16 protein-coding genes and 1 tRNA gene are annotated in these 12,567 nt (G+C 70.2%); 10 read left to right on the plus strand and 7 right to left on the minus strand.

The window, feature by feature from the left end; genetic code table 11:
* The first annotated feature begins 22 nt into the window (after positions 1-22).
* On the plus strand, positions 23-466 hold the full coding sequence (locus B378_RS0112880; RefSeq protein WP_017344184.1) for a MoaD/ThiS family protein: 444 nt from the start codon (positions 23-25) through the stop codon (positions 464-466).
* 772 nt (positions 467-1,238) lie between these two features.
* Here the strand turns inward: B378_RS0112880 and B378_RS0112885 are convergent.
* From B378_RS0112885 to B378_RS0112900, 4 genes are all read right to left on the minus strand, one after another.
* Positions 1,239-1,323 (minus strand) — tRNA-Leu (locus B378_RS0112885).
* A gap of 46 nt (positions 1,324-1,369) precedes the next feature.
* Positions 1,370-1,741, minus strand: coding sequence for a ferredoxin (locus B378_RS0112890; RefSeq protein ID WP_017344185.1), 372 nt, complete (start codon positions 1,739-1,741; stop codon positions 1,370-1,372).
* An 86-nt stretch (positions 1,742-1,827) separates the two neighbouring features.
* Positions 1,828-2,067, minus strand: a complete 240-nt coding sequence (locus B378_RS0112895) for a hypothetical protein (RefSeq protein ID WP_017344186.1) — start codon at positions 2,065-2,067, stop codon at positions 1,828-1,830.
* A 19-nt stretch (positions 2,068-2,086) separates the two neighbouring features.
* On the minus strand, positions 2,087-2,545 hold the full coding sequence (locus B378_RS0112900) for a DUF5796 family protein (RefSeq protein WP_017344187.1): 459 nt from the start codon (positions 2,543-2,545) through the stop codon (positions 2,087-2,089).
* 157 nt (positions 2,546-2,702) lie between these two features.
* Between B378_RS0112900 and B378_RS0112905 the strand changes: the two genes are divergently transcribed.
* The 5 genes from B378_RS0112905 to B378_RS0112925 all read left to right on the plus strand — a co-directional run bounded on the left by B378_RS0112905 (position 2,703) and on the right by B378_RS0112925 (position 6,528).
* Positions 2,703-4,046: a hypothetical protein gene (locus B378_RS0112905; RefSeq protein ID WP_017344188.1), complete on the plus strand. Its 1,344-nt coding sequence runs from the start codon at positions 2,703-2,705 to the stop codon at positions 4,044-4,046.
* Positions 4,043-4,504 (plus strand): hypothetical protein, encoded by a 462-nt coding sequence (locus tag B378_RS0112910; protein WP_017344189.1) that lies wholly within the window; start codon positions 4,043-4,045, stop codon positions 4,502-4,504. The genes B378_RS0112905 and B378_RS0112910 overlap by 4 nt, the downstream gene beginning before the upstream one ends.
* On the plus strand, positions 4,501-5,142 hold the full coding sequence (locus B378_RS0112915) for a hypothetical protein (RefSeq protein ID WP_017344190.1): 642 nt from the start codon (positions 4,501-4,503) through the stop codon (positions 5,140-5,142). Before B378_RS0112910 ends, B378_RS0112915 begins: the two co-directional genes overlap by 4 nt.
* Before the next feature lie 91 nt (positions 5,143-5,233).
* The gene (locus tag B378_RS0112920) at positions 5,234-6,193 is read left to right on the plus strand and encodes a shikimate kinase (RefSeq protein ID WP_017344191.1); all 960 of its coding nucleotides are present in this window, start codon (positions 5,234-5,236) and stop codon (positions 6,191-6,193) included.
* A 41-nt stretch (positions 6,194-6,234) separates the two neighbouring features.
* Complete coding sequence (locus B378_RS0112925; protein ID WP_017344192.1) at positions 6,235-6,528, plus strand: chorismate mutase; 294 nt, start codon at positions 6,235-6,237, stop codon at positions 6,526-6,528.
* A 1-nt stretch (position 6,529) separates the two neighbouring features.
* Here B378_RS0112925 and B378_RS0112930 read toward each other — a convergent pair whose 3' ends face one another.
* Complete coding sequence (locus B378_RS0112930) at positions 6,530-6,883, minus strand: type II toxin-antitoxin system PemK/MazF family toxin (protein WP_026046287.1); 354 nt, start codon at positions 6,881-6,883, stop codon at positions 6,530-6,532.
* The gene (locus B378_RS0112935; protein WP_017344194.1) at positions 6,876-7,112 is read right to left on the minus strand and encodes a hypothetical protein; all 237 of its coding nucleotides are present in this window, start codon (positions 7,110-7,112) and stop codon (positions 6,876-6,878) included. Before B378_RS0112935 ends, B378_RS0112930 begins: the two co-directional genes overlap by 8 nt.
* A 598-nt stretch (positions 7,113-7,710) precedes the next feature.
* Between B378_RS0112935 and B378_RS0112945 the strand changes: the two genes are divergently transcribed.
* Positions 7,711-8,667, plus strand: a complete 957-nt coding sequence (locus B378_RS0112945) for an inorganic phosphate transporter (protein ID WP_155118218.1) — start codon at positions 7,711-7,713, stop codon at positions 8,665-8,667.
* Positions 8,668-8,732: 65 nt separating this feature from the next.
* Here B378_RS0112945 and B378_RS0112950 read toward each other — a convergent pair whose 3' ends face one another.
* Positions 8,733-9,128 carry a CopG family ribbon-helix-helix protein gene (locus tag B378_RS0112950; protein ID WP_017344197.1) on the minus strand — a complete coding sequence of 132 codons (396 nt, stop codon included), beginning with the start codon at positions 9,126-9,128 and terminating at the stop codon, positions 8,733-8,735.
* A 104-nt stretch (positions 9,129-9,232) separates the two neighbouring features.
* Between B378_RS0112950 and B378_RS0112955 the strand changes: the two genes are divergently transcribed.
* The 3 genes from B378_RS0112955 to B378_RS0112965 all read left to right on the plus strand — a co-directional run bounded on the left by B378_RS0112955 (position 9,233) and on the right by B378_RS0112965 (position 12,554).
* Positions 9,233-10,147 (plus strand): hypothetical protein, encoded by a 915-nt coding sequence (locus B378_RS0112955; RefSeq protein ID WP_017344198.1) that lies wholly within the window; start codon positions 9,233-9,235, stop codon positions 10,145-10,147.
* Between the two features lie 90 nt (positions 10,148-10,237).
* Positions 10,238-11,527: an MFS transporter gene (locus tag B378_RS0112960; RefSeq protein WP_017344199.1), complete on the plus strand. Its 1,290-nt coding sequence runs from the start codon at positions 10,238-10,240 to the stop codon at positions 11,525-11,527.
* Positions 11,528-11,594: 67 nt separating this feature from the next.
* Positions 11,595-12,554: a D-2-hydroxyacid dehydrogenase gene (locus B378_RS0112965; protein WP_017344200.1), complete on the plus strand. Its 960-nt coding sequence runs from the start codon at positions 11,595-11,597 to the stop codon at positions 12,552-12,554.
* The last annotated feature ends 13 nt before the right edge of the window (positions 12,555-12,567 follow it).

The raw sequence follows: 12,567 nt of genomic DNA on the forward strand, positions 1-12,567 counted from the left end.
GAACGGCCGCGTACGCTCGTACATGGCCCAAACCAGCGAGATGACCGACCCGCCCGAGGCGGAGACCGGCGGACCAGAGGCGGACGCGACCGCGACCGAGGCGGAGACGACCGTCACCGTCCGGTGTACCGGCCACGTGCGCACGGAGCTGGACGTGTACGAGTTCGAGTACACCTTCGAGGGCGACACGCTCCGCGCGTTCTTAGACGAGCTGTTCGAGGAGTACCCGCAGCTCCAGGACATGCTGATCGCGGAGTCGGAGTCCGACGCGACCCACAGCGGCTGGGCGCCGACGCCGGAGGAGCTGCCGGGCACGTGGTCGAAGAACCCGGTCGGCGAGCAGACCATCGCGTACGCTCGGATCCTCGTCAACGGCCACTTCAACGAGAACGAGAACGGCTTCGACACGGAACTGGAGGAGGGGGACCGCGTCGCCTTGGTCTACCCGTTCATGTTCTGCTGTTGATCGGGACGGATCGATGTCACCGGGGTCGCGGTGATATTCTCAGACTTCCCGGCGATGGTTTATAAATGATTGCGAGGAGATTGGCAGCAAATATCTCCAAAGAGGCAGTCACTCGTTTATAAATAGTTGATCGCGGATCGGCAGTAGACCCCGCCAAAGCCCCAGTCGCTCGGCACTACGTCGTCGCTAACGGATCGCTGGAGAACACCGCCAAAGCCCCAGTCGGGAGGCGGGCGCACGCTCGCTGTGCTCCTCGGTCGCTCGCGTTGCTCGCTCCCTGCGGTGCTTGCGTCGCCTGCGCCCGCCTCCCGACTGCCCCTTTGAGTCCCGCCCCGCACGGCACCGCACCTCACGCCTCCCCAGCCTCGTCGGTGGTCCTCCGCTTCGCTCCGGACCACCGACTCCCTCGCGCGTGCTCCTCGCGCCCGGTGGGCGCTCGGAGGCACGCGCCACCGCACGGGTTTATAAATGGCCGTGGCTGTCGCTCATCAACTGCTCGCCGCAGGAGTGCGGGGGAAGGGATTCGAACCTCAGTCGCTCCCGTTCGCTCGCTCCGCTCGCTCACCTCCCGCTCCCTGGTTCAAATCCCTTCTAATCCGAGACGCGGCGCTCACGATGTGTGAGCGCCGCGATATGCGGGGGAAGGGATTCGAACCAACGAAAGACGGTCCGGGCGTGCGGCTCGCTCCGCTCGCCGGTCCGGGCTGCGACTCTCTGGGTTCGAAACCCTTCTGTGCCGAATGCTGTCGCTCGCGAGTTGCTCGCGACAGCATGCGGGGGAAGGGATTCGAACCCTCGAACCTCTACAGGAGCGGATCTTAAGTCCGCCGCTTTTGGCCAGGCTCAGCCACCCCCGCGCGGATTCCGCTACCGGCGGCGGGGTGAAACCCCTTTCGAAAATCCCTACCAGTCGACCGAGAGCGTCCCGTCGCCGTGTGGGTCCGGCGCGATCTCCTCGTCGGTCCGGCGGTCGACGACGTGAATCACGCCCGCGTCCTTCTTGGCCGGACACGCCTCGGCCGCAGCGACGTTCTCTTCGAGGTCCTCCTCGCCGATGTAGTACGCCTCCGGCTTCGCCATCCCGCTCACGACGTCCATCGCCCAGTTGTCCGCGACCTCCGCGCACTTCCCCGCCCCGAAGCACTTGTTCGCCTCGAAGACGATCTTGTACGGCTTCTCCTCGATCGGCGGCCCCTCGCCGCCGATGTCGCTGGCGCGGAGTACCTCGTCGCCGCCGTCCGTCGCGGCCTCGTCGCCGTCGGCCTCGTCGCTCATGTCGCTCCCTCGGCGGTCGCGGGACTTTCGTCTGTCGGTCGTTCCCGCACGTTCGGGAGGGGGTGGGGCCGAGACGGGCGAGCCCGTCACTCCTCGACGTGGTCCGCGAGCAGCCGCTCGGCGTGGTCGGGTGAGTCGGCGAGCTCCCACCGCACCTTCGCGGCGTCGCCGTACGCGAGCGCCTCCTTCAGCTCGTCGCGGAGGACGCCCGTGCCGAAGCCGACCGTGTCGCCGTCGGCGTCGCCGAGTTCGTAGAGTGCGTAGCGATCGGGCGCGCTCCCGACCGTCGACCGGTCGAGGTCGCGCCAGGGTTTCGCGAGGCTCATTTCCGTGACTGCGGCGCGGTCACCGGTGCGCGTCGAGGCCGTCCTCGGGGCCCTCGACGATCTCGTAGCTCCCCTCGGTCCAGCCGTCCTCGACGAAGACGAACACGCGCCCGCCGGCGACCTCCGGGTCGGCGACGACCTCGTTGCGCTGGCCGTCGCGCCCGACGATCACGCCGGGGAACACCTCGTCGCGCTCGCCGTCCTCGACGATGACGCGGCCGACGCCGGACTCCTCTAAGATCTCGTCGTCGGTCTTGTAGTCGTTCACGTACGTCATCACGCCCTCCGTCTCCGTGGGGTCGGTGACGAGGACGTGGGTCTCCTTGCCGGGGCCGGCGGTCACCGATCCCTCGGCCGACTCGGGGACGCCCCGGTAGAGGGTCGTCCGGCCGTCGAGGTACTCGACGACGACGCCCTCCTCGCGGAGGTCGACGCCGATCGACGTCGGCGGCACGTCGCTGCGCGTTGGCGCGGACATACGCGACGCTCGGAGTGCCGGCCTCAAAAGGGACGCGCTCGGGGGTCGCTCCCGACGCACCGCCCGGTGAGTCGGCCGACCGCCGGACCGCTGGGGCGGCCTCAGCCGCGAGAATCGGCGTACCACATTTAAGTTCCTGCCGCGGGGAGTGCGTGTCATGGAACGGACGCGACGGACGCTTCTGGGCGTCGGCGCCGCCCTCGTCGGGACCGCCGGGTGTCTCGGCGTCGAGGGCGTCGAGTACCCCGACGACCCGGAGGACGCCGACGCGCCGGGCGACGGGGACGACCCTGACGGCGACCCGCCCGGAGACGCCCCTCCCGACGACCCGCCAGAGCAGACCGACGGCGACCCGCCGGCGGTGAACGCCGCGCTCGCGGACGCGACCCGCGCGGTCGTCGACGACGCGGTGTGGTTCGCGACGGAGTACCCGGAGGCTGTCGCGACCTACCGCGACGCGGTCGCCGACGCGGTCGCGAACGTCCGGTCGGTCCGCGCGACCGTCGACGAGGAGGCTGAAATCACGGCCGAACAGGTCGACGCGGTCGCGGCCGCGGGCGAGACCGCCGCCGACCGCGCGGCCGAGGCCCTCGAACCGCACTTCTCGCCCGGCCCCCGGATCCGCGCCCGGGTCGACCGCCACGTCGGGGTCCTCCGAGACTTCGCTCCCCGGGACGACGTCGACCGCGCGCTGGAGGAACTCGACCGGATGCGTACCGACCTCGCCAGCATTGGTACTTCCATCTACGTCGAGGAGGAGTTCTCTCGAAACCCGATTCACAACCGGCTGTTCCGCCGGCTGCTGGCGCCGCTGCCGCCGGACGACCCCGAGCGCGGCCGCGTCACGGGCGGGACGCTCGTCGAGATCGCCGTCGCGAGCCGCGGCTTCTCGACGTTCGCGCACCGGCCGTACGACCGCGACGAGGTCGACCGCGACCGGATCCCGCGGATCTACGGCGACGCGTTCGCCTCCGAGCGACAACGAGAACTGCGCGCTCGCCTCGGCCCGATCCCCCAGCCGGAAGACCGCGTCGAGGAGCTGTTCGTCGCGTTCGCGGACCGCCCGCCGCTGGGGAACCGCCGTCGAGAGGCGTTCGAGGACTGGGCCCGCGAACTCGACGGTGTCCCCGTCCACGTTCAGCGATACCCGGACGCCGAGACCGCCGCGGCGCGGCTGTCCGCAGCGCTTGACGAGGGCGCGACGGAGGGCCGCGCGCCGATCGACCCCGAGGCGACCCTGGCCGGCTCCGACTTCAGCGGGAACGCCTCAACGGAGGAGGACGGTTCCGAGACCGACGCCGGCCCGACCGCCTGGTACCGGTTCTACCACCGCGAGGCGGAGGGCGAACGGTACGGCTTCGACGAGCACGCCGGCGTCCAGTACGGCTACCTCGTCCGGGCGGGGGAGTTCCTGCTCGCGACCGGCTTCTCCGGCGACGCCTGGGAGGAGCGGGTCGGCTGGCACGGCCGATTACGGCACGGGTGGGTGACCGGCGCGTGAACGCCAACCAGATCGGTCTCGTGGCCGCGGTGTTCGCCCTCGTCGGCGCCGGCGTCGGTATCGTCGGCGCGGCCGCGACGGGCTGGGCGGAGGCGGCGCTCGCGACCGCAGCGACCGGCGAGACCGCGCGGTTCGGCCCGGTGTTCGTCGCGCAGTCGTACCTCGCCGCGACCGCGACCGTCCTCGTCTCCGCCGTCCCGCTGGCCGGCGTCCTCGGGGTCCTCGTCGGCTCGCGCTCCCGCAGCGTCTCCGCCGCGGCGACGACCTGTGGGCTCGGGACCGGCCTCGGCGCGCTGGCGTACGGGCTGATCGCGGTCACGGTGATCGTCGTCTCGCAGGGCGACGCCGCGACGCAGGCGCACGGGCTCGCGGACGCGGCCCTGCCGACGCTCGCGACCGCGTTCGTCGCCGGCGCCGTCGGCGCATCGACCGGCGTTCTCGGGACGGTGATGCGATGACCGCCGACCGAGACGGACCGGAGTCCGACCGCGCCGACCGTCCCGACAGACCGATCCGACGCGCGTCGCGGCGGGGCGTCCTCGCGGTCGGCGCAGTCGGCCTGCTCGCCGGCTGCCTGGTGACATCGGAGGAGGAGGGAGGACCCGACACCCGACAGACGGACGACGGAGCGAACGAAAGTGATACAGGAGATGACGACGGCGACGGGAGCGGATCGGACGGCGGCGCGGGAAGCGACGGAGACGGGTCCGACGGCGAGAGCGAGACGACGCCCGACGAGGTCGGTCCCGACGGATCAGGGCTCGTCGTCACCGACGCGACAGTCCTGGGAGTGGACGAGGGCGGGGGACGGACGACCGTCCGGGCTCGCTTGACCGTCGAGAACGCGGGACGGTTCGAGTACGGCGTCGTCGAGTTCCGGGTCGACGCGTACGCGACGCCCGCGGGGACCGACGAGCGCGAGGCGGTCGGGTTCGAGTACGACACCGAGAGGTTCACCGGCGACGACCGGTTCGACGGGTCGCGCCCGCGCCGCTTCGACGTGGAGATCACGTTCCCGAGCCGGCGGACCGGTGTCCGCCCCGAACCCGACCGCTACGTCGTCGACGCGGCCGTCAGGCGCGCGGAACCGATCTGAGGCGGTGCCGGGACTCGCGACCGCGGTCCGCCCGGGAGAGAGACTCGCCGTGATCGCTACCTCTTTATCTGCGCTCGCGAGCCGTGAACCCATGGAGGGACGGGCGGCGGCGCTCGGCGCCGGGACGGTGTTGAACGCGCTCGCGACCGGCACGGGCGCCGCCTTCGGCATCGACGTCGAGACGCGCGCGACGGTCGAACTCGACCCCGCGGCCGACGGGGTCGACGGGGAGATCGCCGAGGACGCCGACGCCGACACCGACCTGATCGAGCGCTGCGTCGCGCTCACGACCGAACGCTGGGGCGACGGCGAGGGCGGTCGCGTCCGGACCGACAGCGACGTGCCGCTGGCGGCCGGGCTCAAAAGCTCCAGCGCGGCCGCGAACGCGACCGTCCTCGCGACCTGCGACGCGCTCGGGCTCGCGGTCGGCGACGGCGGCCGCGCAAGTGACGACGCGGTCGGCGACGACGGCCGCGCAACTGACGACGCGGTCGGCGACGACCCGGACGGCCCCGCGGTCGACGTCACCCGCCTGGAGGCCTGCCGGCTCGGCGTGCGCGCGGCCCGCGAGGCCGGCGTCACCGTCACGGGCGCGTTCGACGACGCGACCGCGTCGATGCTCGGCGGCGTCACCGTCACCGACAACGACGCGGACGAACTGCGCGCGCGAGAGACCATCGACTGGAACGTGCTCGTCTGGACGCCGCCGGAGCGGGCGTACTCGGCCGACGCCGACGTGGCGCGCTGTCGGGCCGTGGCGCCGATGGCCAACCTCGTCGCCGACCTCGCGCTCGACGGCCGGTACGGCGAGGCGATGACGGTGAACGGGCTGGCGTTCTCGGCCGCGCTCGGCTTCGACGCCGACCCCGCGGTCGAGGCGATGCCGCACGCGACCGCGGTGTCGCTGTCGGGTACCGGCCCGAGCGTCGTCGCCGTCGCGGACCCAAACGACCCCGAGACCGACCTCGACGCGGTCGCCGACGCGTGGGGCGACCGCCCCGGAACGCTGCGTCGAACGACAACCAGAAACGACGGCGCGGCCGTCGAGTGAGCACCCATGAGCGGATCACCGACCGACCCCACCACCTACCAATGAGCGACACACCCAACACCGAGGACCGAAGCCTCGACGAACTGCGACGCGAGATCGAGGACATCGACCGCGAGATAGTCGAACTGATCGCCCGCCGGACGTACGTCGCCGACACGGTCGCGGCCGTGAAAGACGAACGCGACCTCCCGACAACCGACGAGGGACAGGAGGAGCGCGTGATGGAGCGCGCCGGCGAAAACGCCGAGCGCTTCGACGTGGACGCCAACCTCGTGAAGGCGATTTTTCGCCTGCTGATCGAGTTGAACAAGGTAGAACAGCGCGAGAGCCGGTAGCTCAGTCGAGGTCGAGACTCAGTTTTAGTGCCTCGTCGACGTCAGCCATCGTGGGTCCGTCGAGTGAACCGACGACCGAGTGAATCCGTTTCGGAACCGAAACGGTTCGGATCTGGTCGAGCCGAATTGACGAGTCCGTTTCGAGCGGTGACCCGTCCGCCTCGACGAACACCTCGAACGGATACTCGCGGTAGGTGCCCGTGACGGGCGCGATGATGGTCGTGCTGGAGTTTCGGTTTCCGATATCGTTTTGAACGACCACGGCCGGCCGCGTCTTCTTCATCTCGTGTCCTTCGGCGGGGTCAAGCCGAACGATTACCACGTCGCCCCGTCGCACGTCCGTGCCGTCACTCATCGAGGCCTTCCCACGCTTCGTCGGACGTTCCGCTCCATTCCTCGGTGAGCGTCTCCGCGCTCTCGGAGGCCTCCCGATAGGCTGCTGCCAGCTCGTCGTCGTCCGGCCGGTCGGACTCGACCTCGACGACGGCGACGGTCACGCGCTTGTTCGCGTACTCGGTGCCGAGATACACTCGACCCCGGTCGTCCGCCTCGCTCGTCTTGAGGTCTGTCGCGTCGACTTTCATCGAGGAATGGCACGGACCCGCTGCTAATATGTATTGCCCACTATTACCCACGGACCTCTCGTAGAAGTTGCAGAAGATATTATTTATTTCAGATATCTGAACAAAGTGGAGCAGCGGGAAAACCGGGAGGGCGGGAACGCTCTCACACCCCCGTCGACGCCCAGCGGAGGGCTGCTGTCGGGACTCTCGGACGGTCGGTCGGCGAAAGAATGAGGGACGCGGCCGGCGTGCGGATCGCCGCGACCGCTTCGCGGACGCGCTCTCTTACGTGTCGTCGCTCGGGCTGAACACCGATCGCGCGGTCGACAGCGCCTCCGGAACGGCCTCCTTCGGTGGGTCGACCCACGGCGAGCGGACGGTTTTCTCCACGATTCGGTCAGGGGGAGAGTCCCCGGTGGTCTCGGTTCCCATTGTGAGTTCGTGGTCGGCTCCGACGGCCCGACACGAACGTCTCGCGGGCCCTCGGCGGCACGTTGCGTCGCCCGATCCGGCGTGGGGGAGTTCGGTTCCTCGCTGAAACCGTTGGCGGTCGAGCGCCGACGGTTTCGTTACGCTTTACACTCGCCCATACTGAGCCGCGGGCAACTACGTGGTGTCGGTGCTACTTCTGACCGGCGCGTTCGTCGTCTCGTTCGCCGTCGCGGCCGTAACCGGCGCGAGCAGCGTCTCCGTCTCCATGGCGCCGGCGGTCGGGGCCAACTCGACGGGGGTGCTCCGGGGCGCGTTCCTCGTCGGACTCGTCGGGTTCGTCGGCGCCGTGGCCCAGGGCACGGCGGTGACGCGGGGGGTCGGGACCGAGATCGTCTCCGGACCTGTCTCCTTCGAGATGGGGACGATCGCTCTGATCGTCATCGGGCTGTACGTCGGCCTCGGGATCTACTTCGAACACTCGATCCCCGTCGCGTTCTCGACCTTCGGCGCGATCGCCGGGGTCGGGCTGGCGGCGGGATACAGCCCGAACCTCGACTACTGGTCGCTCACTGTCACCTCGTGGATCGCCTCCGGTATCGCCGCCGTGTTCGTCGCGTACGGACTGGTCACCCTCATTCGTCGGTATGTGCCGGTGTCGGACCGGATGGACCGCTGGGTCGAGAACGCGGTCCTATTCGGCGGGATCGTGTTCTCGTTCATCGGCGGTGGCAGTCAGGTGGGGCTGGCGGTGGGGCCGCTCGTCGGGACCGTCAGCGACCTCGGCGTCGGGATCCTGCCGCTGATCGCCTTTGGGGGACTCGGCATCATGGTAGGTGCGTGGACGAAGAGCCCCGTCATGCTCCAGGCCGTCGGGCGACAGTACGCCAGCCTTGGCCAGCGGACCTCGCTCGCAGTGCTTCTGACCGCGATCCCGATGGTTCAGATCATCGCCAACACGCTCGGCGTGCCGATCTCGTACAACCACATCATCATCAACAGCATCGCCGGCTGCGGGTTCGCCGGCGCGGGCGCCGGCGTCGACACGCGCAAGTACGCCGGAACGCTCGTGAGCTGGCTGCTGACGCTGCTGGGATCGACGGGAACGGCGTACCTGCTGTACATCGCGAGCCAACACGTCCGGTAGCGCCGACCGGAGACGAAATCGAACAGTTGGTCGTTTCGCGTCCGACGACCCACGCGGACGGCGGGCTACTCGTCGCCGTCGCGGATCAGCATCACCTTCACCCGGCGAACGGCGTCGAAGTCGCGGAGCCGGTACGTCAGTTCGCGGACGCGCGCTGCGTCTCCGCGGCAGAACAGCGATTCGAGACACCACTCGCCCTGATGGGTGTGGCTCGTGTTGAGGATCACGTCCTGGTACTCGTGTTGGGCGCCGTGAAGCTCCCGGATGACGTCGTGGTGGCGGTAGTCGAAGCCGACGAGCGCGACGACCTCGCCCGAGGTGTCTTCGAGCCGCGAGTGCGACTCGACGAACTCCAGCATCGCCTCCCGCACCGCCCGCGAGCGGTTCTCGATCCCCTCGTCTCGCCACACGCGGTCGAACTCCGCGACCAGCTCGTCGGGGATGTTGAAACTCGTTCTCATTAGCCCGCCTTCGGACCCGGGGACACAAGAGGCTCCGTATTACGATCCCTCCGGTTCGGTACTAACAACCGCTAAACGGCCCCGTTCCCGACCCTCGAACAACGATGCTCCCAAGCGAACTGTTCGGGCCGCTCGCGGGCGCGGTCCTCCTCGGCGCGGTCCACGGTATCGAACCGGGGCACGGTTGGCCGGTCGCGGCCTCCTACGCGCTCGATCAGACCAACAAGTGGCTGTACGGGTTCACGGCGAGTCTAATCATCGGTTTGGGCCACCTCGTCAGCAGCATCGCGATGGTTGCTGTCTTCTTCTACGCGAAGAGCTACTTCGATCTCACGCAGGTCAACGAACCGATCACGGTGCTCGGCGGCGTCCAGATCGGCGGGCCGGTCAGCCTCGTGGCCGGCGCCCTGCTGATCGGGCTCGGCGTCCGCGAGTACCGCCACGGCCACTCTCACGGGACTCCCGGCGAGGCGCACGACCACGACTCGGAAGGGAGTCACGGTCACCACGACGGGCATGACCATCACGACCACGGCCATGACGGGCACGACCACCGCGACCACAGCCGTGACGGGCATAATCATCACGACCACCGCCATGACGGACACGAACACCACGACCACAACCATTCACACGACCACGACGGCTCCGACGGACGCCTCGCCCGCCTGAAGAGCGCTCTCCCGTTCGTCGGCGGCCACTCCCACTCGCACGGGAGCTTCGACGAGAGCGCCGACCGGGGCCTCCTCGGCATCGCGTGGTTCGCGTTCGTCCTCGGGTTCGCCCACGAGGAGGAGTTCGAGATCATCGCGCTGTGCGCCGGGTCGAGCTACTGCCTCGAGCTGATGAGCGCCTACGCGCTCACCGTCATCGCGGGCATCGTCGGACTCACCATGCTGCTCATCGCGGGCTACCACCGCTCCAGAGAGCGCGTCGAGCGGTTCACGCCGTACCTCCCGGCGTTCTCCGCGGCGGTCCTCGTCCTCATGGGAGTCGGGTTCCTCGCCGGGCTGTTCTGACCCACAGCCGCGCGCCCCGGCGCGCCGCTCCCTTCGCCGCCCCCTTCGCCGACGCGTAGCTTTAATTCGGACGACGGTGTGCGGGTAGCCGTGGTATCGCCCTCGTCGATCGCGGGCGCCGACTCGGGGATCGTCCGGGAGCGGCCCTTCCAGCTGCTGTTGCTGATCAACGTCCTCCCGCCGCTCGGCACCGCGCTCCTCTCGCCGGTGCTGGGCAGCCTCGTCGAGCCGCTCGGCGCCTCCACGGCGAACATCGGCCTCATGATGTCGGCGTTCACCGCGCCGTCGATATTCGTGATCCCGATCGCCGGCGTCGTCTCCGACCGGTACGGCCGGCGGCCCGTCCTGCTCTTCGGGCTCGTCTGGTTCGGACTCACCGGGACCGCCATCGCCTTCGTCTCGACGTTCGGCGCGGCGCTCGCCTTACGCGCGCTCCAGGGGATCGGCTTCGCCGCGCTCACGCCGATCATCATCACCAGCCTCGGCGACCTGTACGCGGGCACGAAGGAGGCGACCGCCCAGGGCCTCCGGTTCACCGGCTCGGGGCTCTCCCAGACGGCGTTCCCGCTCGCCGCCGGGGTGCTCGTCGGGATGGCGTGGCAGTACCCGTTCCTGCTGTACGCCGTCGCCTTCCCGATCGCGGCCGTCGTCTACCTGTACTTCGAGGAGCCGCTCGACGAGGCGGGCGGCGTGGGAGACGAGGCGGGCGGCGTGGGAGACGAGGCGGGCGAGGGAGGCGAGGCCGGGATCCGGGCGCAGCTCGGCGACATGCGCGGGCTCGTCGCGCAGCGCCGCGCGTGGACCATGGTCGTCGCCCGCGGGAGCGCGAACGTCGCGTGGTTCGGCTTCCTCACGTACAACTCGATCCTCGTCGTCGACGTGCTCGGCCACACGCCGGCGGAGGCGGGGGCGCTCGCGGCGCTCGCGAGCCTCACGTACGCGCTCGCGGCGACGCAGGCGGGCCGGATCGCCGAGGCGTTCGACGACCGGCTCTACCCGCTTCTGGCGCTGAACCTGTCGATGGGGGCGGGGCTCGGGCTCGCCTTCCTCGCCCGGTCGCTCGCGGTCGCCGCGGTCGGCGTCGCCCTCATGGGGGTCGGCTTCGGGCTCGTGCTCTCCATCTACCGGAGCGTCATCACGGCGCTCCCGCCGCCGGACCTGCGCGGGGGGCTGGTCAGCCTCGGCGAGGGGAGCGGGCGCGCGGCGGCGACGGCGACCCCGGTGGTCATGGGCATCGCCGTCGCGCTCGCGACCCGCCCGCTCGGATTCGAGGCGGCGGTCCGCGCGGTCGGCGTCGGCGCCGGCGTCGTCGGCGCCGGGGTCGGGATCGCCTGCCTGCTCCTGATGAGCGCGTCGCCGCCGATCCGGACCGAGGGGTAGGGCGGCTCGCTCGCCTCGATGGTCGCGATCCCCGAGAGCTTTGTCGGCCGCCCGCGACGCGTCGACCATGTCCGCCATCGACGTCGCCGTCCTCGACCACGACGCGCACGGCATCCCCGCGGCCGACTACGAGGAGATACTCGCCCGGCGGCTCCCCGACTGCGAGGTACGTCTCGCGGCGACGCTGGACGAGCACGAGCGCTACCTCCGCGAGGCGACGGTCGTCGCGGGGAAATACATCCATGCCGACGAGGTCGCGGCCGCCGAGAGTCTCCGGCTGTTCGCGTGTAACTCCGCCGGCGTCGACCACCTCCCGCTGGACGCGCTCGCCGAGCGCGGCGTCGCGGTGACGAACGCCTCGGGCGTCCACGGCCCGAACATCGCCGAACACGTGCTCGGCTGGGTGCTGACGTTCGCTCGGCGGCTCGACGAGGGGCGCCGCCGCCAGCGACGCCGGGAGTGGCGCCGCTTCCAGTCGTTCACCGAACTCGCTGGCAGCACCGTGACGGTCGTCGGCCTCGGCGCTATCGGCGAGGCCGTGGTCGAGCGGTTCGCGGGGTTCGACGTCGAGACGGTCGGGGTCCGCCACACCGTCGCGAAGGGCGGCCCGACCGACGAGGTGGTCGGCTACGACGACCTCCCGGACGTGCTGCCGGGCACGGACGTGCTCGTCCTCGCCTGCCCGCTGACGGAGACGACCGAGGGGCTGATCGGCGAGGCGGAGCTCGACGCGCTGCCGACCGACGCGGTCGTCGTCAACGTGGCGCGCGGCGGCGTGATCGACACGCCGGCGCTCGTGGACGCGCTCCGGTCGAACACGCTCCACGGGGCCGCGCTCGACGTCACCGACCCAGAGCCGCTCCCGAGCGACCACGACCTGTGGGGGTTCGAGAACGTCTTCCTGACGCCGCACGTCGCGGGCCACACGCCGAGGTACTGGGAGCGGCGCGCGGACGTCCTCGTCGAGAACCTCGAACGTGTCGCCGAGACCGGCGACTACGACGGACTGCGAAACCAGGTCGCCTGAAGCGAGGCCGTCG

It is taken from the genome of Halorubrum sp. T3 (assembly GCF_000296615.1).
Taxonomy (GTDB): domain Archaea; phylum Halobacteriota; class Halobacteria; order Halobacteriales; family Haloferacaceae; genus Halorubrum; species Halorubrum ruber.